Genomic DNA, 23,392 nt, shown 5'->3' with positions numbered 1-23,392 from the left:
ATGCGCATTTTCACAACAGACCACGCCTGCTCGTGTGGCGGCGCTGCTGCGCGCGCCACGGCGCACACGCGCGACGGCATCACGGCGTCCGGCATGTTCACGTCCGAGAAGATCGGCGCGCGGCAATCGCTCACGCCGGAGGGCTTCCTGCTCTGCGAAGAGGTGCCGATCGCGCGCATCGGATCGCAGGACTACGCCTATTTCGAACTTCCCGGTCTCGAGGCGAAAGACGGCGTCATCGTTGTCGAGCGAAATGCTGTCGTGCTGTTCAGCCCCGAGACGCTCGCGAGCTTCGAAGGCAAGCCGATCACGATCGACCATCCGCCTGATTTCGTGACGCCGGCGAACTATATGTCGGTCGCGCGCGGAACCGTGCGCAACGTGCGCCGCGGCGAAGGCGCGCAGGCCGACCTGATGCTGGCTGATCTGCTGATCACGGATGCCGAGGCGATCCGCCGCGTGCAAAGCGACGGCGACGACGCGCTCGACCAGGTCAGCAACGGCTACGACGCCGACTACGAACAGATTGCGCCTGGGCGGGCGCGACAGGTGGTGATTGTGGGCAACCACGTCGCACTCGTGAAAAACGCCCGCTGTGGCCCCGTGTGCTCCATCGGGGATAGCAATCCAACCACTCCGACAGGAGATTCAAGCATGGCAAACAAGAAGCCCGCGCAGTCGTCGACTCTGCTCGAGAAGCTGCGCAAGGCGTTCATGACGCGCGACTCCGACGCGTTCGAACAAGCCGCGACCGAGATGACCGGTGACGAAGGTGGCGACGAAGCCGCTGGCGGTCAGCCGCAGATCCACATCCACATGCCCGGTGCGGCCGAGGCGAAGCCGACCGCGACGTCCGCAACGGGCGATGATGGCGGCGGCGAAGACGATCCGCTCGCTAAGGTGCTCGCCGCAGTGCAGGGCGTCGACGGCAAACTGAACGCCCTCGCCGAGCGCGTCGCGAAGCTCGAAGGGGGCGGCACGAAAACCGGCGATGGCGATGGCGATGGTGACGGTGATGGTGACGACGACGATGGCTTGATGACCGGCGATGGTGACGGTGATGGTGACGACGGCAAGGGCTCGGCCCGAACCGGCGACAGCACCGCACTCCGCGACGAGTTTCAGGACGCGCTGTCGCGCGCCGAGATCCTCGCGCCCGGCGTGCGCCTGCCGACGTTCGACGCCAAGGCCGTGCGCAAGAAGACGGTCGACTCGATCTGCGTTCTCCGCCGGCGCGCGCTGCGCGCAGCGATGGACAACGAGAATGCCGACTCGGTGAAGGCCGTGACCGGCGGTGCGGAGATCGGCGGCATGCCGTGCAACGCGGTCAAAGCGTTCTTCAACGCGGCGTCCGAGCTGGTGCGCGGCAAGAACTCGACCGTGATGCAGCGCAAGACGAACGACGGCGCACCCGTCGAGCGCAAGGACATCAACCAAGTTCACGCCGAATTCTGGGCGAACCGCAAGTAAGGAGCCGAAATGCCCTCGTACCAAGCCTATCAATTCCGCATGCCGGCCGGTTTCGCTGGCGACCTGCAGCGCGCTGAAGCAGCGGTCGTCGAGCCGCAACTGATCGACGCGTCGGCTCCGCCCTTGTCGTTCGGTGTACCGGTCAAACTCGTTGGCGGCAAGATCCAGCCGATCAACAACTCAGCCGACACCGCCGCGCTCGTATATGGCGTGAATCTGCGCCCGTACCCGATCCAAGGCAACGGCACCGACCCGCTCGGCACGTCGACGCCGCCGGCTTCCGGCGTTACCGACATCCTGCGCCGCGGCTACGTCAACGTGCAGCTCAACGGCACCGCTGCGGCCGCCAAGGGTGGCACGGTGTACGTGCGCGTCGCTGGCGCATCCGCCGGGAAGCCGATCGGCGGATTCGAAGCCGCTGCCGATGCAACCTCGGCGAATACCGTCGCAATGCCGGCCAACTGGTATTTCACCGGTCCGGCCGACGCCTACGGTGTCACGGAAATCGCCGTCAACAACTGACCCGGCGCTGAATAAGCGCATCCCCTGAAAGGCCCCGCAGATGCGGGGCTTTTGCATTTCTAGAGGAAATCGCATGAACATGTCCGAACAGAAGTATTTGCGCCGGGTCGGTCCGACTGCGCTTGCCGCGGCGGCGGCTATCGCCGTCGCATCGGCATCCGCCGAAGCCTCGCGCCGTCTTGTGCGCGCACGTACCGCTGATCAGCAGTACACGTACGACCAGGCAACGGTCGATTCGACCGGCGCGTTCCTCGTCGGTCAGCTCGAACGCCTCGACCAGACGCTGAACGAGCCGCTCGTCGAATACACCTGGTCGCGCGATGTCTACATCCGCACCGATGTCTCGGCAGCGGACGAGGTCGCGTCGTTCACGAACTCGGCATTTGCCCAGAGCGGCGGTATCAATCCGAACGGCGTGAACTGGATCTCGAACGAGGGCAATGCGCTCCCGGGGCCGTCCGTCGACATCGGCAAGACGCCGCAGCCGATGCGCCTGTGGGGTTCGGAAGTCAAGTACACGGTTCCCGAACTCGTGAAGTCGCAGAAGCTGGGCATGCCGATCGACAGCCAGAAGGTCGAGGGCATGAACCTCAAGCGCAACATGGACGTCGATCAGCTGGTGTACATCGGCGACTCGACGCTCGGCTTCGCTGGTCTGGTGAATGCCGTCAGCGCCGTCGGCAGCGTGATGAACGTCGCGAACGGCGCCAGCACCACGCCGCAGTGGGTGACGAAGACGCCGGCTGAAATCCTGAAGGACGTCAACGAGATCCTCACGGCCGCATGGGCAGCATCGGGCTGGAAGGTGCTGCCGAACCGACTGATGCTGCCGCCGGCACAGTACGGCTATCTCGCATCGACGATCGTCAGCACCGCTGGTAACCAGTCGCTGCTGAAATACGTGCTCGAGAACAACATCTGCACGCAGGGCGGCACGAAGCTCGAGATCATGCCGCTCAAGTGGCTGATCGGCGCCGGCGTTGGCGGCACGCAAGGTCAGCTCGGCACTGTCGACCGCATGGTCGCGTACAACAACGACAAGAAGTACGTCCAGTTCCCGATGACGGACCTGCAGCGTACGCCGCCCGAGTACCGTTCGCTGTTCCAGATCACGACCTACTGGTCGCGTCTGGGCCAGATCGAATGGCGCTACGGCGTGACCGCGGCCTATCGTGACGGGATCTGACATGACGAAACTTCACGTCCATACGGCGTTCACCCTGCGTCACGACGACGGCTCGACCGAGCAGTTCGGCATCGGCGAGCACAGCTTCCCGGCGGCCACTGCCGCGCACTGGTACGTCAAGCACCATACGCGCGAGCCGGGAGCGCAGGAGGGCATCGAGCGCGTCGACGCGGACGGTGGCTCCGCCGAGCGAGAGGCGGCGTTGCGGGTTGCCGAGGAGTTCCTTCGTGGCGAAAAGGCAGCGCTCGATGCTCGACTGGCTGACCTGGACAAGCGGGCCGCGGAACTCGATGCACTCGGCGCCTCGCTGGCAGAGCGAGAGCGCGAACTCGACGCGCGGGTGACCGCGTTCGAAGAGGCGCAGCGCGCAGCAGGGCGCGACAAGGGTGATGCGGCGCAGCAAAGCGCCGGCGGCAACCAGTCGAAGCAGCAAAGCGGGAAGCGCTAGTCGCAATTGGAGGTATGATGCACTGAGGTGCGCCTACCTCGCCCCGCGCGCGGCTGTCCGGAAAATCCGGAGCCGCGCGCGCACTCCTATTCAGGTGACCAGTGGACATCGCAGGCTTTCGACAAACGTTCTCCGAATTTTCGGACGCCACGAAATATCCCGACTCGCTCGTGCAGATATGGCTGACGGTCGCGGTTTCGCTTGTGAATCCGACTCGGTGGATGGAACTGACGGACATCGGTATCGGCCTGGTTACCGCGCATCACGTCGCGCTCGCGACGCGGGACATCAACATGGCTGCCGTCGGCGGCGTGCCGGGGCAGATTGCTGCCCCCCAGTCGTCCAAGTCGGTCGACAAGGTCAGCGCAAGCTATGACACGGGCGCTGTCGCCGTAAAAGACGGCGATTTCTGGAACGGCACCATGTATGGCATCCGTTTCCTCACTCTCGCGAGAATGATGGGCGCCGGCGGCTTGCAGGTATAGCCGAATTGCTGCTCATCGGGACACCCTATGAGCAGCATGAAGATTGACCGCCTCGACGAGATTCTGAAGTCGATCTCTGGCCTCGTACGTCAGGAAGTGCTCGTCGGCGTGCCCGACAGCACCGCAGGCCGTAAGGACGACGACCAGCCAATCAGCAACGCTGAAATCGGCTACATCATGGAGAACGGCTCGCCAGCCAATAACATTCCGGCGCGGCCGCACCTCGTGCCGGGCGTGCAGGATGCGCGACCCAAGTTCGAGCCGCAGTTGCAGAAGAGCGTCGAATCGGCGCTAGACGGCGACCTTGAGCAGGTCGATCGCCGGCTGAACATGGCAGGTCTCGCTGCGCAGAATTCTGTCCGCGCGAAGGTCAACAGCAACATCGCGCCGCAGCTCGCTGAATCGACGCTCGAAGCGCGGCGCCGTCTCGGCGTCACGCGCGAGAATACGCTGGTCTTTTCCGGCCAGTATCGCAATTCGATAAAGTACGTGATCCGCAAGAAGTAAATACCCGACTCCCGTTCACAAGGGCCGCCATGCGCGGCCCTTTTTCGTTGGTGCTCGCGACATGGCGCAACTCGACGTCGTTGACGTTCTGCTCGATCCCGATTTCATGGACACGGGCCTCGTCTGCAACCGCATGACACAAACAATCGACGTTCATGGTCGTGCACTGAACACTCCGGCGGCGATCCCATTCGCCGCAGTCGTGACAAGCGACAAGGGCGACATCCTGCATCGGAACGCCGACGGCAGTCGAATCGTCGGCTCGATCACCTTGCATACGCCGCTCCGGCTGCGTGACGGTGGTCCAGATGGGACGGCGGACGCAGACGAGATCGCCTGGCAGGGCGCGACCTACACGGTTGTGAACGTGAACGACTACTCGCATTTCGGTCGCGGCTTCGTCTGCGCCACCTGCGACCTCAAACCCTTGACGGGAACCCCATGAACGACAGCTCGACCGGCGGATACCTGGCGCCAGCCGTCGATGCGCCGCCGGCCGAGGACGATGGCCTCGACGATCTGATTCACGACCTGATCGCGGGCATCACGTCACTGCCGCCAGACCTTGTGCGGCCGCGATGGCAGCCGACCGTGCAGAAGCAGCCCGAGCCGGGCATCAACTGGTGCGCGTTCGGGATCCAGACCCAGACGCCGGACGCGAGCCCCGCGATCGTGCACAACGGCGCGAACGAAGGCAGCGACACCTACATCCGCCACCAGGATCTCGACGTGCTCTGCACGTTCTACGGGCCGGCGGCCAAGGGCTATGCGCAGCGGCTCGCCGACGGGCTCGCGCTCCCACAGAACCGCGAGCAGCTCAAGCTGCTCGACATGGCCTTCGTCAGCGTCTCGGAAATCCGCGCCGCGCCGGACCTGGTCAACCAGCAATGGGTGCGGCGTTACGACATGACCGTGAGGCTGCGCCGCAAGATCTCGCGCACCTACGCAGTACTGAATCTGAAGTCCGTGCAGGCGTCGACGACGACAGACGCGTCGCCGCCCGTCACTTCCACCATAAACGTCAACCTGTAGGGGATCAGCATGTCCAACGGACTGCCGGTATCGCGTCGCATCAACGTGACGCTCAGCCTCGCGGCGCTCGCGGCGCAGGGCGCGAACATGAACACCGCGCTCTTTCTGGGCGCATCCGCGGTGATCGACACGAACGAGCGGATGCGCTCGTATTCGGGCATCACCGAAGTGGGGGCCGACTACAGTACGGTCGATCCGGAGTATCTGGCGGCTCAGCTGTATTTTGGCCAAACTCCGCAGCCTCAGAGCCTGTGCATCGGTCGATGGGCGAAGACGGCGACGTCGGGCTCGTTGAAGGGCGGTGCGCTGTCGGCCGCACAGCAGCTGCTCGCGCAATGGCAGGCGATCACGAATGGCGCCTTCAACATCACGATCGACGGCACGGCGCGCAATGTGACCGCGCTGAATTTCTCGGCTGCATCGAACCTCAACGGCGTGGCGGCGATCGTTCAGGCGGCGCTCGCATCGTATGCGACGGTCGTGTGGACCGGAAGCCAGTTCCTGGTGACGAGCAAGTCCAGCGGGACGGGCGTCGCCGCGAACGGCACGATCACGCTGACGGCGAACCCCGCAGCAAACGATACGGTCACCATCAACGGCACCGCGGTTACCTTCGTTGCGGCCGCCCCGGTGGGCAGCCAAGTGCTGATCGGCGCCAACGCTGGCGCGACGGCAGTCAACCTGCAGACGTTCCTCGCAGCATCGACGGACGCAAACCTGTCGCAGTGCAGCTACTCGACGACCGGCGCCGTCACGACAGTCACCGCGATCGCGGTTGGCAACGCCGGCAATGCGATCACGCTCGCGAAATCGAGCGCGGCCATTACTCTGTCGGGTGCCACGCTCGCCGGCGGGGTCGCTGCATCGACGCTCAGTTACGCGACCGCGCCTGGCGCCGGCACCGACATCTCGGCGATGCTCGGCCTGACGAGTTCGCTCGCATCGGCGCCGGTGAACGGCATCGCCGCCGAGCAGCCGACGGCCGCAGTAGCGATCTTCCTTGACCGCTTCTCAAATCAGTTCCTCGGGTTCGAGTTCGCGGACACCTCGGTGACTGATGACCAGCACGTTGCGGTCGCGCAGATGATCGAGGCCGATCAGGCTCACATCTACGGCATCACGACGCAGAATCCGCAGTCGCTGGACCCCACGGTGACGACGGACCTCGCCAGCCGGTTGAAGGCACTGAAGGTCCAGTACACCACGATCCAGTACTCGAGCGCGAGCCCGTACGCGATCAGCTCGTTCCTCGGCCGCCTGCTGACCGTCGATTTCAACGGCAACAGCACGACGATCACGATGGACTACAAGCAGGAGCCGGGCATCGTTGCCGAGACGCTGTCGACGACGCAGGCCGACGCCCTGCAGGCGAAGAACTGCAACGTGTTCGTCTCGTACCAGAACAACACCGCGATCTTGCAGTACGGCGTCACGCCGAGCGGTGTGTTCGTCGACTCGATCTACAACGCGATCTGGTTCAAAAACGCTATCCAGACGCGCGTGTACAACCTGCAGTATCAGAGCCCGACGAAGATCCCGCAGACGGACGCGGGCAACGCGCTGATCGCGGGCGCGATTTCGGCGGAGTGCGATCAGGCCGTGACGAACGGTTATCTCGCGCCGGGTGTCTGGAACTCAGCCGGCTTCGGCGCCATCGTGCAGGGGCAGACGCTGTCGAAGGGCTACTACGTCTATACGCCGCCCATCTCGTCGCAATCGCAGGCTGACCGGGAGGCGCGCAAGTCGGTGTCCTTCCAAGTCGCGGCTAAGGAAGCGGGAGCTATCGGCGACTGCGACATCGCGATCACCGTCAACCGGTAAAGAGGACCAAGCAATATGAGCACCTATTCGTTTCAGGACGTCACGGCCACGATTATCGGGCCGACCGGCGCTTTCGAACTCGGCTACGGAAACGCAACCGCGAAAGAGGGCATCACGATCGCGCGCGCCAACGACAAGAACACGATGACGGTCGGTTCTGACGGGGAAGGCATGCACAGCCTGCATGCCGACAAATCCGGCCAGGTCACGCTCCGCTATCTGAAGACTTCGCCCGTGAACGCCAAGCTTATGGCGATGTACGACGCGCAGTCGCTGTCGAGTGCACTGTGGGGAAAGAACCTCATCGAGGTGACGCAATCGGCGGCCGGCGACATTGCGACCGCGCGTAGCTGCGCGTTCAAGAAGGCTCCGAACCTGACCTATGCAGAAGACGGCGACATCGTCGAATGGGTCTTCGACTCGATCAAGATCGACAGCCTGCTTGGGACGTACTGATCATGGCGACCGAAATCGAACTGAGCGGTAAGCGGTACCAGATCGGTCGCCTGAGCGCGATGCAGCAGTTCCACGTGAGCCGCCGCATCGCGCCGATCATCCCGTCGATGATCCCGGTGCTGATGAAGTTCTACGCCGAGATCGAGCGTGGACGAAACGTGGCCGCGAATGCGGCGCTCGAGGCGCTCGCCTCCGGCGAGAATGCTCCCGCTGCGCAACAGCGCGACGTACTCGGCCTGGTCGACTCGATCGCGCCGGTGCTGCAGCCGTTCGCCGACGCGCTCGCGGGCCTGAAGGACGAGGATGCCGAGTACGTGTTCGGCACGTGCCTGTCGGTAGTCGAGCGCCAGCACATGAACGGCTGGGCGAAGGTCTGGGCAGCAGCTCATAAGACCTCAATGTTCGATGACATGGACATTGGCTCGATGCTGCCGCTCGTTGTGCGAGTCGTGGTCGAGAACCTCGGCCCTTTTATCAACGGGCTGCTTATCAGCCGAGCGAGCAGCCCGGGGGCGGCGACTACGGCTGGTTGAAGACGCTGCCCGGGGGCGAGGACTGGCTGCTCGAGCCAGCGCGCGCACAAATGTGCAAGTACGAATCCTTGATTGACGGGACGCTCGGCTTGGCCGATGTCGCGCTGATGAACGATTACCTCGCCGTCCGGGCGGACAACGAAGCGGCCGCGCGCCGCAGAATGGAAAGAGAAAATGGCTGATTCCGTCGTCATCCGCGAGTTCTTGGTCGCGCTCGGCTTCAAGGTCGACGAGAAGGGGCTGAAGAACTTCAAGGAAGGCGTCGATGGCGCGACGAAGGGTGTCACGCGCCTGATCGCTACGATCTCCGGCGCGGCGCTGACGCTGGGCGCCGGCGTCTCGGCATTCGCCTCGAAGCTAGAGCGGCTGTATTTCGTCTCGCAGCGCACGAATTCCGCGGCGACGAATCTTCGAGCATTTGATTACGCCGCGCGCAACCTCGGCGTCTCGACGGATTCTGCGTTCGGGACGATCGAGAACCTCGCGAGGTTCCTGCGCAACAACCCGGCCGGCGAAAGCTATCTCGGCAGCCTCGGCGTGCAGACGCGGAACGCGAACGGCGAGTTGCGCGACACGGTCGACATCATGTCGGACCTTGGCGGCGCGCTCTCCAAGATGCCGACGTGGCGCGCGAGCCAGTACGCGAACATCTTCGGGATCGACGAGAACCTGATGCTCGCGATGCGCAACGGGGACTTTGAGAAGTTCCTGAAGCAATATCGCGAGATGTCGGCGACGACCGGGCTCGATAAGGCGGCTGACGATTCGCACCAGTTCATGGTGCGACTGCGCGAGATCGGGACGACGTTCGAGAACCTCGGCATCCGCATCGAAGGCGTGATGCTGCAGAGGATCGGGCCGCAGCTCGATCACTTCCAGAAGTGGATGGATGAACACGGCGATGAAATCGCGCGCCGGGTCGGCGACATCGCGAATGCGTTCGCCGACGCGGCAACAGCAATCGCGCCGATGCTGAAATGGCTTGCGGACGAGTTTGTCGAGATGGACAAGTCGACCGACGGCTGGTCGACAAAGCTGCTGCTGCTTGTCGGCATCTTCAAGGTGCTCGGCGGGTTCCAACTCATCGGCGGTATCTGGAAAATGGTCGCGGCGCTGCGCGCGATGGGAGGCGCTACGGCGGCCGCGTCGGCGGCCGGCGCTGCAGCGGGTACCGGCGGCCTGCTCGGCAGGCTGTTGCCGTTTGCTGCGCGGCTGGCCGGTGGGCTGGGTCTGCTGCTGCACAGCGGCGATCTGAACAGCGGCGAGGATGAGGAGCTTCGCCGGCGTCAGGCCCTTGGGCCGACTATCGACGGCGCGTCGGGGCCCGCTCCCGCGGCACCAGCATCCAGCGCGCCCGCGACGTCTGGCGGCGGCAGCAATCTATCCGCGCCCGGGTTTCTCGACCGCGTGCGCGCTGCGATTGCAGCCGCGAAGGAATCGGAACGCAAATACGGCGTCCCTTGGCTGGTGACGTTTGCTCAGTGGGCCCTCGAAAGTGGGTTCGGTAGCAGCGGCCTGTCGAAACGAAGCAACAACCCGTTCAGCATTCAAGCGGGGAAGGGGCAGGACTTCGTATGGGGCCTCGATCACCGAGCCGACGGCACGCCGTATCAGGCGAAGTTTCGCCGGTTCAAGACGCTTGAGGACGCGTTCGACGCGCACGCGCAGTTGCTGGTGAAGGGAAAGCCGTATGCGAACGCTCGGAAGGTGATGGGCAATGCGTTCTCATTTGCAGATGCGCTGACCGGTGTGTATGCCGAGGACCGCAACTACGGTACGAAGCTCAAGAAGATCATGTCGAACGCGTTGCAGAACCCTGAATGGCTGGCTCCGGCTTCCGGTCAGGGCGGCGCATCGAACCGCGTCGAGATCAACCAGGACGTCAAGATCCAAGTGAACGGGTCGAGCGATCCTGACGCGACCGCGCGGTCGGTAGCGCGCGAACAGAAGGGTGTCGCCGATGCCACGGTGCGCAACATGAAGGGGGCATTCTCGTGACGACACAGTCCGACATCCTCGACGTCACGCTTGTCGGTAGCAAGAAGATCGGCAGCGTGAGGATCGCGGCGACCATCGAAGAGGTGTACAGCGACGAAGTGGTCGTCACCGAGCATCCGGTTGAAACCGGCGCTCCGGTGAACGACCACGCGTACATGCGGCCGCGTGAGTATGTGATTAAGTGCGGATGGAGCAATGCTGACTATGAGGCACTGCTCGGCGCGGCCGTCGTGCCTTTCGACGATACCGGTGCTAATTCTATGGCAACCGGCACATATGTTGATGCGGTGTACAGCCAACTTCTGCAGATCCAGAGCATTCGCAAACCGATCGACATCGTCTCGACGCGGCGGAAGTACTCGAACATGCTGATCGGCACGATCTCGGTAGTCACCGACCAGAAGTCCGGGTCGGCATTGATGCTTACGGCATCGTTGAAGCAGGTCAACATCGTGAGCACGCAGGCGACTAAGCTTCCGCCGCGCGCGAACCAGGCGAATCCGGCCGCCACTGCCGAGACGCAGAACGCGGGAGCGAAGTCGGCCGTGCCGGCGACGCCGGCGCCGGGCGGCTCGGTTTCACCTACGAGCATGTGATGACGACGTTCTATGAAATCCCGCTGACGCCTGATCCGCAGACATTCACGATCACGCTCAGTAGCCTCATCTATCGGCTGACCGTCCAGTATCGCGCGGCCGGCGGCACGGGCTGGATTCTCGACATCGCTGACGCGAATGGCAACCCGTTGGTCTCAGGCATCCCGCTCGTTACCGGCGTCGATCTGCTCGGCCAATATTCGTATCTCGGCTTCGGGGGCCGTCTGTGGGTGCAGGGTTCGGCAGATCCTGATGACGTTCCGACGTTCGATGATCTGGGGATCGGCTCCCACGTTTTCTGGGTGACTGACTGATGGCAACGCAATTCGGCCGCAAGGTTTCACTGATCATCGGCCCGGATGCCGGTGATGCACTGGAGCTATCCGGGTTGAGGATCGTATTCCGGGTGCAGCGTGGCGATCTCCAGACTCCAAACTCGGCGCGGATCCGGGTGTACAACGTATCCGACAACACGGCGCAGCGCGCGGCTGCCGAGTTCACGCGCGTGGTTCTGCAGGCCGGTTACGAGGGCAACTACGGGATCATCTTCGATGGCTCGATCATCCAGGTGCGGCGCGGGCGCGAGAGCCCGACCGACACCTACATTGACATCACGGCTGCCGACGGTGACATGGCGTACAACTTCGCCGTGGTGAACACGACGCTCGCGGCGGGCTCAACGCATGCAGACGTCGTCGACGCGTGCCTGAAGGCGATGGGGAAATTCGGTGTGACGGCTGGCTACATCGCTGATATGCCGTCCAACCCGATGCCGCGCGGACAAGTGCTGTTTGGAATGGCGCGCGATCATCTCGAGACGGTCGCGCGCTCGACGCAGACGCTCTGGTCGATTCAGGACGGGCAGTTGCAGATCGTGCCCGAGACGTCGTATGTTCCCGGTGAAATTCCGGTGATCAACGCGAAAACGGGCATGGTCGGATTGCCCGAGCAGACGCAGAACGGCATCACTGTGCGCATGCTGCTCAACCCGGCCGTGAAGATCGGCCGGTTGATCCAACTCGACAATTCGAGTATCCAGCGGTACGAGTTCAGCTTGCAAACTGATCAGCAGGCCGAGAATCGCAGGATCGCGCTTCAAAACCAAGTCAACGGCGACGGATTCTACTACGTGATGTCGAACGAACTCTGGGGAGACACGCGCGGAAACGACTGGTACACCGAGGTGATTTGCCTGTCGGTCGACGTAACGCCCGGTCTCGATCTGTCAACGAAAGCGAGCGGAGTTAGCGCTCCCGCTCCGGCCAAACTGGGCGTCATCAACCCCTACGGCTAGTCTCTGGACTTCGCGTAGGTCTCGAGATTTCGCCTGAACTCTTCCTGCGTCATCGCGGGGCCCAGCTCCGAACCGTCTCCGGCTTTGTTGATCGTCGCGCGTGTGAATTGGGTAAGCGACAAATCGGTCGAGACGTCTCCGGTCGGACCAATCACTGCCACCTCGGCGTGCGATGGGTTGAGGGTAATGCCCCAGCAACCGACATCGTAACGCTCTGGATGCGATCGGTTGTTAAAGATTCGGGCCGATTTTAGGTTTCGTGCGTTTGCGATCGGCATCGTGCATGGGCTATGCAAAATCAACGCATAGATCATGCTCGACGCTGGAATTACCCCGGATTCGGCGGGCTTGCTCGCGAGGATGTAGGCCTCTGGATCGGCTCCCGCGGCAGTGCCGCTTGCGAGTGCTGCGGCAATGACAGCGGCTATGGTCAATTTCTTCACTTCTTCCCCCCATGGATCGAAAAGAGCGAGTCGACGACGAGCTGGCTTCGTTGCGCGCGGCGCTGCGTGGATGGCAGGTCGGCATTTGGACGGCGCTGCCCGGCGAGATCGAATCATTCAACGCCGAGGCGCAGACCTGCGTCGTGCAGCCGGCGATCAAGATCCCTGTCCGGGCAAGCGATGGGACAGTCACGACCATCGAACTGCCTCCCGTCGTCGACTGTCCGGTGCAGTTCCCGTCTGGCGGCAATTGTACGCTTACCTTTCCGGTCGCTCAGGGCAACGAATGCTTGCTCGTATTTGCGTCACGCAGCATTGACGCATGGTGGCAGTCCGGCGGGGTTCAGGAACAGGCCGCGCTACGCATGCACGACCTGTCCGACGGGTTCGCGCTACTCGGCTTCCGATCGCGGCCGCGCGCGCTTGCCGGTGTTAACACGTCATCGGCTCAATTACGCAGCGACGACGGCTCGACCTTTTTCGATCTGAATCCGAGCACCCAGAAGGTGAAGATCGTCGCGCCTGGCGGCTTCGAGGTGATCGCGCCCACGCAGGTTCTGACCGCCTCGACGTCGCTGACCGTGAACTCGCCGCAGTCTGGTTTCAGCGGCGCGGTGATCGTGCAGGGGCTGTTCTCGTTCCTCGGCGGGATGATCGGCAGCGCGGTGAGCGGCGCTGCCGCAGTGATCACCGGCACGATCAATTTCATCGGCCGGCTGACCGCCAACGGCAAGACGATCGACGACACGCACACCCATCCGAACGGCGAAGGCGGCGAGACCGGCCCGGTCAACTGAGACACCCATGAGATACCGAAAACTCGACGCTGACGGCGACTACGTCTTCGGCGGGTCAGCGAACGACTTCCTCGTGAACACGCCGGATGCTGTAGCTCAAGCGGTCTTGACGCGCCTGCGTCTCCTGCAAGGCGAGTGGTTCCTCGATACGACCGTTGGGATGCCGTGGGAACAGGCGGTGATCGGCAAGAACACGCAGGGCACTGCCGACGCTGCGATCCGCGCATGCATTCTTGGCACGACCGGCGTAGTCGAGATCACCGCATATTCGAGCGCGCTGGATAGTGAAACGCGGAAGCTGACCGTTACCGCGACGATCACGACGCTCTACGGAACCACCACATTTGAGACCACCCTGTGACGACGACGCTTACCACTGTCGCGGCGACCATCGACGCGAACGGCATCACCGCGCCGACGTACGCGGACGTATACGCGTACTTCCAAGCGAAGTACCAGGCGATCTATGGGGCCGACGTGTATATCGATCCCGACAGCCAGGACGGCCAGCTACTCGCCGTGGTCGCGGAGGCGATCGCGGACTGCAACTCGGTCACCATCGGCGTCTACAACTCGTTCAGCCCGTCGAAGGCGGTCGGCGCTGCGCTGTCGAGCAACGTGAAGATCAACGGGATTGAGCGCGAGGCTGCTTCCTATTCGAGCGCCGATCTGACGCTGGTCGGGCAGGCCGGCACGACCATCACGAACGGGATCGTGAAGGACGGAAACAACTACCAATGGGCGCTCCCGGCCACGGTCACGATTCCGCCTGCCGGTGCGATTACGGTCACGGCGACGTGCACGACAATTGGCGCGATCGCGGCGCTGGCAGGCACGATCAACCAGATCGGCACGCCGACGCGCGGCTGGCAGACGGTTACGAACGCGTCGGATGCGGCTCCGGGCGCACCGGTCGAGCCGGACCCGGCACTGCGCGTTCGGCAGGGCGTGTCGACGGCTCTGCCGTCGCAAACGGTGCTCGACGGCATCACCGGCGCTGTCGCAAACCTGCCTGGCGTGACGCGATGCCAGCCTTACGAGAACGACACCAGCGTAACGGATGCTAACGGCATCCCGTCGCACTCAATTTCGCTCGTCGTCGAAGGCGGTGACGCCACGGCAATCGCTAACGCGATCGCGATGAAGAAGACCCCGGGCGGCGGCACGTACGGCACGACGCAGATCAACACGACGAACCGATACGGCATGCCGGTGACCATCAAATTCTTCCGGCCCACTGACGCGCCGATCGCTGTCGCAGTCGCGATTCGTGCGCTGCCTAGCTATACGACCGCTACAGGAATCGCCATGCAGAATGCGATCGCGGCGTACATCAACAGCGTCGTGATCGGCGGAGGCGCAGCGCAGAGCGTCGAATGGGACGAATGCGTCACGCAGGCGAAATCCATCAGCGGCGCATCGACGTTCAAGATCGCGAGCCTCGTGCTTACAGGTCCGCGCGGTGTCGGGTCGCCGGACGTCGGGCTGCTGTTCAACGAATCGGCCTCCTGTACGGCTAACCAGGTGACGATCACGACGGGGTGAGCATGGCAGAACTGGACGATTACACCGGGCTGATCACCTCGGAGCACCAGCCGCGCCCGATATTCATGGCGGTCGTCGCAGCATGGGTGTCTCCGATCGTTGACCAGATCAACTTGCTCGGCGGCATGCCGGCGCTCTTTGATCTCGATTCGGCAGTGGGTGACCAGCTCGACACACTGGGGCAATGGATCGGCCTTGCGCGGCAGGTAAGCACGCCACTGGTTGGCGTGTACTTCGCCTTCGACATCTACGGGCTCGGCTTTGATCAGGGTGCGTGGAAAGGCCCGTATGACCCGGATTCTGGCCTCGTATCGCTGGACGACGAAACGTATCGAATGGCGTTGCGCGCGAAGATCGCGGCGAACCACTGGGACGGAACGCCGGATGCCGCCGGCGAGATCCTTGAAATGTTGGCTCCCCCCGGCACACTGGTTTTCATCGAGGATCACTGCGATATGTCGATCACGATCGGCATTGCTGGAAAGCAACCCAATGCATTGTATGCAGCGCTTCTGACGAAGGGTTTTCTGTCTCTGAAGCCGGAGGCGGTCCACGTCAATTACGCCTTCACATCGCTTGACGGGACGCCGGTATTCGGCTTCGACGTTGACAACGAGTACGTCGCTGGGTTCGACGCAGGCTCGTGGTCGACGGATAGCCTCACTCCTCAAAACCTTCTCGACTACACCTTCTCCCTCGACGTATCGACGCTCGCCTGACGCGTCGTCGCGGCACTTTCTGGACTTCACATGGCAATCGAAAACGACTTCCTGCCGTTCGCGGTAGGTGCGGGCGCGAACGTGCTCTCTCAGGCCGCATACGCTGCTCTCGCGGCGATCTCGCAGGGTTTCCAGTCAGGCACTGCTCAATCCGCTGCCTGTAACAAGGCGTGGCGGCAGTCGACCATCATGAGCGCCGTGCTCGCGCAGTTCATCGTCACGCGGACCGGCCAGCCGGCAATCGACGACGGCACCACTGCGACGCTGCTGGCGAACCTGCTCGCATCCGCCGCGGCGGTGAACGGGGACCAGACGCAGGCCTTTGCGGTCGCGAGCGCGGTAACGCCGAATCAGGCCGTGAGCCTCGGCCAACTGCAACAGATCAAGACGGTCGCGACGTTCGCGTCGAACGGATCGTTCACGGTTCCTCCGACGGTCACTGCGATCTGGGTGAGTGCTGTGGCGGCTGGTGGGGGTGGGGGCGCTGGAGCAAGCACTTCCGGGCTTTCCGCAATCGTCGGAGGTGGCGGCGGTGGCGGCGGTGGGTGTGGCCAATATCTGGTTCGCGTTCGGTTCGCAGTGACCCCCGGGCAGGTGATCAATATCTCGATCGGCGCCGGCGGTCTTGGTGGCGTTGTTGGCGGGGCAGCAGCAACGGCAGGCGGCAACACGGTAATCGGAACGCTCGCAACTCTGACGGGCGGTGGTGCCGGTAGTGCTGGCGGCGCGGCAAGCGTGAACGCGATTGGCGGGGGCGGCAACGGTGGCGTCGGCGGTTCCGGAAACCCCGGGGGGCAAACCGGTTACGACGGCAACTACATGGGCAATGGCGGCTTCGGTGCTTCGTCGCTATTCGGCGGCGGTGGCGCTGGTGGCAGGGCGGCTCAGGGGGCTGGTCAAGCGGGCACCGGCGCTGCATTTGGCGGTGGCGGCGGCGGCGGCGGTGGCTGCTATGGGAGTGCCGCAGGGACCGCCGGCAACGGCGGATCCGGTGGTCAGGGTCTTGCAATCATTGAGTGCTGAAAATATGAAATACGCCTACTTCGATCCGAGCAGCGCACTCGTGCTGCAACTCCTCGACACGGATGCGCTGAATTATGCGGAATTGCCGCCGGCGACCTCCCTGCTCGAGTTGACCGACGCGCAACACGCCGCAGCACAGACTGGCATGTGGTACGTGGTGTCCGGCGCACTCACGCAGACCGTGCCGGCGGCAACTATCAACGCGCAGCTTGAGGCCGCGCGCGCCATGCAGATTGCCGCGCTGATGACGGCGTGTTCGAACGCGATCACGGCCGGCTTTGAGTCGTCTGCCTTGGGGGCCGTGCACACCTATCCGGCGTCGATCACTGATCAGCAGAACCTGACGGCCTCGGTGCTTGCATCGATGTATCCGGGCTTGCCTGCGGGATGGACGACGCCGTTTTGGTGCGAAGACTCGACCGGTGTCTGGGCATACGTCTCGCACACGGCTGCGCAAATTCAGCAAGCGGGCCAAGACGGGAAGGCTGCGATCCTGGCTGCGCTCACGAAGAAGCAGAACCTGGTCAATCAGGTTGCTGCAGCGACGACGCTCGCAGCAATTCAAGCAGTGGTGTGGAGCTGACAACATGAAGAATCGAATCCTCGCGGCACTGTCCCTCGCCGCATTTGCGCTGTCGCTCGTCTTCGGGCAGTCGGCTCTTGCTCAGTTCGTTCCCGGCCAGATCCTGGCCGCGGCGCAACTGAATTCAGCTTTCGAAAACGTGCTCGCTCTGTCAGGCGGTGCGCTCACCGGCCCGCTTACGGTCCCGACGCTGACCGTAACGGGCGCGCCGATCGCAATTGCATCGGGCGGCACCGGCGCGGCGACTGCCACCGGCGCGACAAGCCAACTGCAGTACCTGCAAGGTGCTGCGGGCAGCGTTGCACGCACGCTGACGAACAAATTTCAGGACACCATCAACCTGAAGGATTTCGGCGGTCCGAACACTTGCAACGGCACGAACAACGACGACGCGGCGATGACGAGCGCATTCGCCGCGATTGCGCCCGGCCTGACGCTGACGCTGCCTTCCGGAACCTGCACGTTCACGACGCCAAAGGTGCTGCCTCTGATCAGCAACGGCGGCATTCGTGGGGCGGGTAGTGGGCAATCCACGTTGCTCTATACCGGCACGAACACCACGAGCGACCTGATCTTGCTCGGTGACGGAACAACGTCACTCACGGGGTGGAACTTCTCGGGCTTCACGATCCAGTCGAGCACGAAGATGACGTCCGGAGCGGCGTTGCACGTGCGTCGCTTGCAATACGGAAACAACCTGATCGACGTGAACGCGGGTTCGTTGAATCAGGCATCGATCAATTTGTGGCGCGGCATCTGGCTGGACAACGTCAACGTATTCAAATACGACATCGGCAATCAGCAAGTGCAAGAGGTTGGTGTCGCAATGAACGGTGCGGCGTCCAGTGACGAAGGCTCTGACATTTTTTTGGACAACCTTGTCGCGAGTTTCTCCGGCGTTGGGTTTCAGATCGGTGGCGGGCAGGGCGGCGTGTATTTCGGCAAGGTGCTTGCGTTTTACAACAACGTGAACTATCGGGTCGACAACAGCTTTGTCGCGCGGAAGAATCGAGAAATCTTCTTCAGCTCGCAAACCGTTTCCGATGGCAACACGAATTACGGCTTCCATTTCAACGATGCGTTGACGTCGAATGCTCCGATCACGCTCAACGCACACATCGGCTCTGCCGGAACGTTCGGCACGGGCGGCGTTGGCGTCAACGTCTATGTGCAGAAATGGCCGAATGGCCGCATCGTTATCGGGCCCGGGCAGTTGTACAACGCGACAGCGGATAGTGTTCGCGTCGACGATGCGAGCACGATCATCAGCATCGACCAGGGTCGGCAAATCCTGAACAACGGTGGGTATGCGGTCAATGCGACGGTGCCGGACTCGAATATCTACAACTATTCGCAGTACATGGCATCGAATGCATCAGGCAACCAGTCCGCGAACGTGACGAGCCAAGCATTCACAGGAAATTTCGGTGTCAGCCTGTTTTATACCCCCGGCACCCAGCGAGCAATCCAATGGGCCGCAAATGGCGTGCCGCGCTGGCAATGGTTCACGGATGGCTCGTCTGAACCCGGCTCAGGTTCAAACGGCGGTTCGAACATGGCGCTCGGCGCCTACAGTGACACCGGCACCTATCTCGGAACGTACGCCCTTTTCGTGCGCGCAACCGGCGCGCTGACGCTGTCGGGCAGCATCAGCCACGGCGCACAGGAGATCGACAAGTCGTATGCGTATAGCACGCCGGCGACGGGCGCTACGGTTACGTTGGCCAGCGGAACGGGCACGGCAATTATCAACCCGAGCGCCACGCTCGCGACGTTGACGATTACGCTGCCGGGCTGCACGAGTGCGTATGACGGCTCGATCGCGCGCTATTCGTCGACGCAGGCCATTACCGCGCTCACGCTCGGCGCCGCGTCCGGGAGCGTGGCAGCTCCGGCTACTTCGCTCGCTGCAGGAGCGGGCCACGGGTATCTCTGCCGGGGTGCGAATACGACCTGGTACCCGTTGTACTGACCAGCATAAGAGTCACACATCAGCCGCCCGAGGGGCGGCTTTTTCATTTCCGGGGGATGAATGACCGACAACGTATCGGCGCCGGCGCGCGTCGAGGAACGCCTGCGCGCAGGAGAACGTCGCTTTTCGAAACTGGAGCAGCGACTCAACGAGACAGCCGCGGCCACAAAAGAGCACCTGCAAAGTCAGGACCAAAAGATCGACGACATCGTTGCCTCGGTATCTCTGATCCAGACGAATACGCAGTCGATGGTCGACACGTGGGAGGGCGGCACGCGCGCGGTTCGCGCGTTGTGCCGTCTCGCCGATGCGTGGCGCTTCCTCGTCCGGCACGTCGCCGGTCCGACGATCGCGTTCGGCACCGTCGTCCTGATCGTTTTTCGTTACTTGCGACATGAGCCCATTCCCGATTGGGCGCATGCAGTCGTGAAATTTCTTCTGGGATGACCATGACACCACAAACTCTTTCCGCCGCGCTGCAGATCCCGCTCGCGCGCGCGACGCCGTGGGCCGACCCGCTGTCGGCCGTCATGGCGATGTATGCGATCGACTCGCCCGCGCGGCAGGCCGCGTTTCTCGCGCAGTGCGGGCACGAGTCGGGCCGGCTCCAATGGCTCCGCGAGATCTGGGGGCCGACGCCCGCGCAACGGGCGTATGAGCCTCCCTCGACCAAGGCGAAGGAACTCGGTAATACCGAGCCCGGAGACGGGTTCAATTTCCGAGCGGGCGGCCTGATCGGCATTACCGGCCGCTACAACTTCCGGGTGATGGGTCAGAAGATCGGCGTCGATCTCGAGGGCAACCCGGGCCAGATCGTTCAGCCGAGCATCTCCGCGGAAGTATCGGCGCAGTTCTGGGTCGACAACGGCCTGAGCGCGCTCGCCGACGCTGGTGACTTTCTGTCGATCAGCCGCGCGATCAACATCGGCAACCCGCGCTCGTCGGCCACGCCGAACGGCATGCCCGACCGCCTGGCGCTCTGGGATTCCTGCAAGAAGGCGCTCGGCGTCGCCTGACCCATCAGTTTTCGATTTTTCGAAATTTCGCAATCTCGCCCGGCCGCGCGCCGGGCTTTTTCATTTCCGGACCAGATATGACCCGATGCAGCCATGACGTCGCGCTCGAGCAGCGCTGCGAGAAATGCACGGCCGCTGGCCTCGCCGCTCTGCCGAAGATCGCGGGCGAGCATGCTGTGCGCGTGACAGAAGTCGAGATCGAGTACTACCCGGACCACCCGCCGCGCACCGAGTCGGCGACGTTCCGGCATACGAAGAAAGTAGGGCATGCGGCCGGCCTGCGCTGCTCGATCAGCGGCCAGCCGTCGCCCGAGTATCACCACCTGTTCTGCGAGTGGGCAGATTCCGACGCGATCGATTGGGCGGCCGTGCGCGGCGTCGCGCTCGGCGAGATCAAGGAGATTCCGGTGCTCGACCCGGTCACCGATCGGCCGACGAAGGAGCTGTACCCGGTCGAGGAATCGTTCCTCTGGCTCGTCTGCAAGCTCGTCGAACTGCGCGGCTTCGACTGGCATGCGTTCGACCCGGCCAAGCCCGAAACCTTCGTCGACGCGATGACGAACATGCTGCCGCTGTCGGCTAAGTTCCACCGCTCGCCGGCGCACGGCATCCATCACCGGTCGTTCCCGACCTTCGTGTTTCAGGCGTTCCCGCGCAAGGCCGGGTTCGTCTTCACCCCGGACGAACTCGTCCAGCCCCTGAAGGAGTAAGCCATGCCGAAATCCATTCTGCAAACCGGTGCTGTTACGTTCACTGCATCGTCGTTTGTCCCGCTCATCGATTGGGCTGCATCGGCGATGGGGGTGAAAATTCCGCTCGACGCACAGCTGCAGCTCGCGGCAGGGCTGATCACGCTCGGTCATGCCCTCGTCAACCGCTTTTTCCCGCAAGCCATCGCTCAGCAGTAACCCGTCCGCCGCGCCTCGCGGCATCACTCCCGAAGGAATCCCATGAAGAAGCTCATGCTGCTCGCGGCAGGCCTTGTCGCGTCCGTCGCACTCGTCGCCGGCTGCAAATCGCTGCCGACGCTGCAGGAACAGTTCACGCAGGCCTGCCCGATAGTCAATGCGGACCTGAAGATCATCGCCGCTTCGCCGCTGCTCACGCCAGCGCAGCAGCAACTGCTGAGCGGCGTCCCAGGCGATGCCGCGAAGCCCGGCATCATCGCCTCGAACGAAGCCATCTGCACAGCCGGAGCGCAGCTCAACGTGACGGATCTGCGAACGATCCACGACAGCCTGCTGCCGATGGCTATCACGATCGTGCAGGCCGTCCCGGCGCTCCCGCAGCAGCAGGTCGTGCTGCTCGCGCTCCAGACGTTCGGGCCGCTCGTGCAGGGGATGATCGATCAGCTCATCACCGCCACAACCGCGCCTGTCGCGGCGTCGACGCCGCTCGCCGGAGTGCCGCTGCAATGACCCCGCGCGACTACGCTTTGCTCGCGCAGGAGGCGTATTCCGCGAAACCCGACATCGGGAAAGCGGATAGCGCTTCGCGCGCGATCGTACGGCAGACGGCGGCCGGCCTGGTCGTCGCCTTCCCGGGCACGGACAACCTCGATTGTGTGGCGGCCGATCTGGACGCGCATCCGATCGACGTGATCGGCGTCGGGCAGGTGCACCATGGTTTCTGGTCTGCATGGGAAGCGATCTCGGTGCCGGTGCTCGCTGCGATCGGCGGCCGTCCGGTGACGCTCGTCGGGCACTCGCTCGGCGCCGCGATCGCGATCATGGGCGCCGCGGCGATGGTGGTCGGCTGCAATCCGCCGGCGGCCGTCTATGGCTTCGAGCCGCCGCGAGTCAGCACGAACGGGAGCGTCGCGTCGCTGCTCGCGAAGGTGCCCCTGAGCCTCTACAAGAACGGGAACGACATCGTTCCGGATCTGCCGCCTGACTGGCGCCACGCTGGCGTCATTCAGCAGGTCGGCCGCGCGGCGCTGCCGTTTGCGAACGTGACGGATCATGCGATCGCGCGGGTTATCGCAGCGCTTGCTTCGACGGAACTGCCGTCCGGCCGTGTGAGCGGCGCCGCGACGCCTTGATGGCGTTCGTGCGCCGCATCAAGCTGATAGAATGCGCGCAACACGACACACTGACCGCAGATATGTTTGGCGCAAATCACGACACATCGTTGTTCCGTTCCCTTCAGATTCAGTGTCGAGTAGTCGGTGCGTTGCTGATGCGCGAGATCATCACTCGGTACGGCCGCCACAACATCGGGTTCTTGTGGATTTTCTTCGAGCCCATGTCGTTCACCCTCGGGGTGACGGCGCTTTGGAATGTGGCGAAGTTCAATCACGGATCGAACTTATCTATCACTGCATTTGCGGTGACCGGATATTCCACGATTCTGTTGTGGCGTAATACTGCGAACCGATGTGCTTTGGCAATTCTTCCAAATCACAGTTTGCTGTTTCACCGCAATGTCCGCGTGATTGATTTGTTCTTGTCCCGAGCGATTCTCGAGGCATCCGGTGCAACAATGTCGTTTCTGTTCCTGTCGGTGTTTTTCATCGCAATCGGGTTGATGGAGCCGCCGGCAGATGTCTTGCTCATCTTGACGGGATGGGTATATCTCGCGATTTTTGCTGTTGGCCTTGGGTTTATCATAGGATCGCTTAGCGAGATTAGCGAAACCTATGACAGAATTTGGCACACCGTCGCGTATTTGCTTTTCCCGCTATCCGGTGCGGCGTTCATGATGGACTGGCTCCCTGAGCGGGCTCAGCAGGTCGTCAAGTGGATACCTACGGTTTACGGGTGTGAAATGATTCGCTCGGGATACTTCGGATCCTTAGTAAAGCCACACTATGACGTCGAATACATGATATTCGCTGATCTCGTCACATTGTTCACTGGACTTCTGATGGTCAGATACGTTAGTGCCAGAGTCGAGCCAGAATAAACAAAAAGACCGCTTGCATAAGCGGTCTTCTTATTTATAACG

At 62.9% G+C, this 23,392-nt stretch carries 31 protein-coding genes; 30 read left to right on the top strand and 1 reads right to left on the bottom strand.

Features of this window, described 5'->3' with window-relative positions; translation table 11 throughout:
- The 16 genes from ACTRWB_RS19975 (at position 1) to ACTRWB_RS19900 (ending at position 12,348) form a co-directional block, all read left to right on the top strand.
- Complete coding sequence (locus ACTRWB_RS19975; RefSeq protein WP_446903005.1) at positions 1-1,470, top strand: DUF2213 domain-containing protein; 1,470 nt, start codon at positions 1-3, stop codon at positions 1,468-1,470.
- Positions 1,471-1,479: 9 nt separating this feature from the next.
- The gene (locus ACTRWB_RS19970; RefSeq protein ID WP_446903004.1) at positions 1,480-1,992 is read left to right on the top strand and encodes a structural cement protein Gp24; all 513 of its coding nucleotides are present in this window, start codon (positions 1,480-1,482) and stop codon (positions 1,990-1,992) included.
- A gap of 73 nt (positions 1,993-2,065) precedes the next feature.
- Positions 2,066-3,178, top strand: a complete 1,113-nt coding sequence (locus ACTRWB_RS19965) for a DUF2184 domain-containing protein (protein ID WP_446903003.1) — start codon at positions 2,066-2,068, stop codon at positions 3,176-3,178.
- Between the two features lies 1 nt (position 3,179).
- Complete coding sequence (locus tag ACTRWB_RS19960) at positions 3,180-3,626, top strand: STY1053 family phage-associated protein (RefSeq protein ID WP_446903002.1); 447 nt, start codon at positions 3,180-3,182, stop codon at positions 3,624-3,626.
- A gap of 101 nt (positions 3,627-3,727) precedes the next feature.
- On the top strand, positions 3,728-4,111 hold the full coding sequence (locus ACTRWB_RS19955; RefSeq protein WP_446903001.1) for a DUF4054 domain-containing protein: 384 nt from the start codon (positions 3,728-3,730) through the stop codon (positions 4,109-4,111).
- Positions 4,112-4,138: 27 nt separating this feature from the next.
- Positions 4,139-4,618, top strand: a complete 480-nt coding sequence (locus tag ACTRWB_RS19950) for a hypothetical protein (protein WP_446903000.1) — start codon at positions 4,139-4,141, stop codon at positions 4,616-4,618.
- A gap of 61 nt (positions 4,619-4,679) precedes the next feature.
- Positions 4,680-5,063, top strand: coding sequence for a hypothetical protein (locus tag ACTRWB_RS19945; protein ID WP_446902999.1), 384 nt, complete (start codon positions 4,680-4,682; stop codon positions 5,061-5,063).
- Positions 5,060-5,650, top strand: coding sequence for a phage neck terminator protein (locus ACTRWB_RS19940; protein WP_446902998.1), 591 nt, complete (start codon positions 5,060-5,062; stop codon positions 5,648-5,650). Before ACTRWB_RS19945 ends, ACTRWB_RS19940 begins: the two co-directional genes overlap by 4 nt.
- 9 nt (positions 5,651-5,659) lie before the next feature.
- Positions 5,660-7,471: a DUF3383 family protein gene (locus ACTRWB_RS19935; protein ID WP_446902997.1), complete on the top strand. Its 1,812-nt coding sequence runs from the start codon at positions 5,660-5,662 to the stop codon at positions 7,469-7,471.
- Positions 7,472-7,486: 15 nt separating this feature from the next.
- Positions 7,487-7,927: a phage structural protein gene (locus ACTRWB_RS19930; RefSeq protein ID WP_446902996.1), complete on the top strand. Its 441-nt coding sequence runs from the start codon at positions 7,487-7,489 to the stop codon at positions 7,925-7,927.
- A 2-nt stretch (positions 7,928-7,929) separates the two neighbouring features.
- A complete protein-coding gene (locus ACTRWB_RS19925; protein ID WP_446902995.1) occupies positions 7,930-8,460 on the top strand; it encodes a phage tail assembly chaperone in 531 nt (176 codons plus the stop codon).
- Positions 8,457-8,642 (top strand): DUF6889 family protein, encoded by a 186-nt coding sequence (locus ACTRWB_RS19920; RefSeq protein ID WP_446902994.1) that lies wholly within the window; start codon positions 8,457-8,459, stop codon positions 8,640-8,642. Before ACTRWB_RS19925 ends, ACTRWB_RS19920 begins: the two co-directional genes overlap by 4 nt.
- On the top strand, positions 8,635-10,458 hold the full coding sequence (locus tag ACTRWB_RS19915) for a glucosaminidase domain-containing protein (RefSeq protein ID WP_446902993.1): 1,824 nt from the start codon (positions 8,635-8,637) through the stop codon (positions 10,456-10,458). The genes ACTRWB_RS19920 and ACTRWB_RS19915 overlap by 8 nt, the downstream gene beginning before the upstream one ends.
- Positions 10,455-11,054 (top strand): phage baseplate protein, encoded by a 600-nt coding sequence (locus ACTRWB_RS19910; protein WP_446902992.1) that lies wholly within the window; start codon positions 10,455-10,457, stop codon positions 11,052-11,054. Before ACTRWB_RS19915 ends, ACTRWB_RS19910 begins: the two co-directional genes overlap by 4 nt.
- Positions 11,054-11,368: a phage baseplate plug family protein gene (locus tag ACTRWB_RS19905; protein ID WP_446902991.1), complete on the top strand. Its 315-nt coding sequence runs from the start codon at positions 11,054-11,056 to the stop codon at positions 11,366-11,368. The genes ACTRWB_RS19910 and ACTRWB_RS19905 overlap by 1 nt, the downstream gene beginning before the upstream one ends.
- The gene (locus ACTRWB_RS19900; protein WP_446902990.1) at positions 11,368-12,348 is read left to right on the top strand and encodes a phage protein; all 981 of its coding nucleotides are present in this window, start codon (positions 11,368-11,370) and stop codon (positions 12,346-12,348) included. The genes ACTRWB_RS19905 and ACTRWB_RS19900 overlap by 1 nt, the downstream gene beginning before the upstream one ends.
- On the opposite strand, the gene ACTRWB_RS19895 is transcribed toward ACTRWB_RS19900, so the two are convergent.
- Positions 12,345-12,791 (bottom strand): hypothetical protein, encoded by a 447-nt coding sequence (locus tag ACTRWB_RS19895; RefSeq protein WP_446902989.1) that lies wholly within the window; start codon positions 12,789-12,791, stop codon positions 12,345-12,347. The two genes, ACTRWB_RS19900 and ACTRWB_RS19895, sit on opposite strands and share 4 nt — an antisense overlap.
- Positions 12,792-12,802: 11 nt before the next feature.
- On the opposite strand from ACTRWB_RS19895, the gene ACTRWB_RS19890 reads away from it, so the two are divergent.
- From ACTRWB_RS19890 to ACTRWB_RS19825, 14 genes are all read left to right on the top strand, one after another.
- Entirely contained in the window at positions 12,803-13,588 is a 786-nt protein-coding gene (locus tag ACTRWB_RS19890; RefSeq protein ID WP_446902988.1) for a Gp138 family membrane-puncturing spike protein, read from the top strand.
- Between the two features lie 7 nt (positions 13,589-13,595).
- Positions 13,596-13,949, top strand: a complete 354-nt coding sequence (locus tag ACTRWB_RS19885; protein WP_446902987.1) for a hypothetical protein — start codon at positions 13,596-13,598, stop codon at positions 13,947-13,949.
- Positions 13,946-15,133, top strand: a complete 1,188-nt coding sequence (locus tag ACTRWB_RS19880; protein WP_446902986.1) for a baseplate J/gp47 family protein — start codon at positions 13,946-13,948, stop codon at positions 15,131-15,133. The genes ACTRWB_RS19885 and ACTRWB_RS19880 overlap by 4 nt, the downstream gene beginning before the upstream one ends.
- Before the next feature lie 2 nt (positions 15,134-15,135).
- Positions 15,136-15,852, top strand: coding sequence for a DUF2612 domain-containing protein (locus ACTRWB_RS19875; protein WP_446902985.1), 717 nt, complete (start codon positions 15,136-15,138; stop codon positions 15,850-15,852).
- A gap of 30 nt (positions 15,853-15,882) precedes the next feature.
- Positions 15,883-16,875, top strand: coding sequence for a glycine-rich domain-containing protein (locus tag ACTRWB_RS19870; protein WP_446902984.1), 993 nt, complete (start codon positions 15,883-15,885; stop codon positions 16,873-16,875).
- A 4-nt stretch (positions 16,876-16,879) separates the two neighbouring features.
- Entirely contained in the window at positions 16,880-17,458 is a 579-nt protein-coding gene (locus tag ACTRWB_RS19865; RefSeq protein ID WP_446902983.1) for a DUF4376 domain-containing protein, read from the top strand.
- Positions 17,459-17,462: 4 nt separating this feature from the next.
- On the top strand, positions 17,463-19,430 hold the full coding sequence (locus ACTRWB_RS19860) for a hypothetical protein (RefSeq protein WP_446902982.1): 1,968 nt from the start codon (positions 17,463-17,465) through the stop codon (positions 19,428-19,430).
- A 60-nt stretch (positions 19,431-19,490) separates the two neighbouring features.
- Positions 19,491-19,877, top strand: coding sequence for a hypothetical protein (locus tag ACTRWB_RS19855; RefSeq protein ID WP_446902981.1), 387 nt, complete (start codon positions 19,491-19,493; stop codon positions 19,875-19,877).
- A 2-nt stretch (positions 19,878-19,879) separates the two neighbouring features.
- Entirely contained in the window at positions 19,880-20,446 is a 567-nt protein-coding gene (locus ACTRWB_RS19850) for a glycoside hydrolase family 19 protein (RefSeq protein ID WP_446902980.1), read from the top strand.
- A 77-nt stretch (positions 20,447-20,523) separates the two neighbouring features.
- The gene (locus ACTRWB_RS19845) at positions 20,524-21,156 is read left to right on the top strand and encodes a hypothetical protein (RefSeq protein WP_446902979.1); all 633 of its coding nucleotides are present in this window, start codon (positions 20,524-20,526) and stop codon (positions 21,154-21,156) included.
- A 3-nt stretch (positions 21,157-21,159) separates the two neighbouring features.
- Complete coding sequence (locus ACTRWB_RS19840) at positions 21,160-21,354, top strand: hypothetical protein (protein WP_446902978.1); 195 nt, start codon at positions 21,160-21,162, stop codon at positions 21,352-21,354.
- Between the two features lie 54 nt (positions 21,355-21,408).
- A complete protein-coding gene (locus tag ACTRWB_RS19835; RefSeq protein ID WP_446902977.1) occupies positions 21,409-21,864 on the top strand; it encodes a hypothetical protein in 456 nt (151 codons plus the stop codon).
- Positions 21,861-22,487, top strand: a complete 627-nt coding sequence (locus ACTRWB_RS19830) for an alpha/beta fold hydrolase (RefSeq protein WP_446902976.1) — start codon at positions 21,861-21,863, stop codon at positions 22,485-22,487. Before ACTRWB_RS19835 ends, ACTRWB_RS19830 begins: the two co-directional genes overlap by 4 nt.
- Before the next feature lie 62 nt (positions 22,488-22,549).
- Positions 22,550-23,350: an ABC transporter permease gene (locus ACTRWB_RS19825; RefSeq protein ID WP_446903117.1), complete on the top strand. Its 801-nt coding sequence runs from the start codon at positions 22,550-22,552 to the stop codon at positions 23,348-23,350.
- Positions 23,351-23,392: the final 42 nt, after the last annotated feature.

The sequence above is a fragment of the Burkholderia sp. YIM B11467 genome (genome assembly GCF_052952715.1).
The sequence above is the reverse complement of the archived record's forward strand: the minus strand, read 5'-3'. Positions and strand labels throughout refer to the sequence as shown.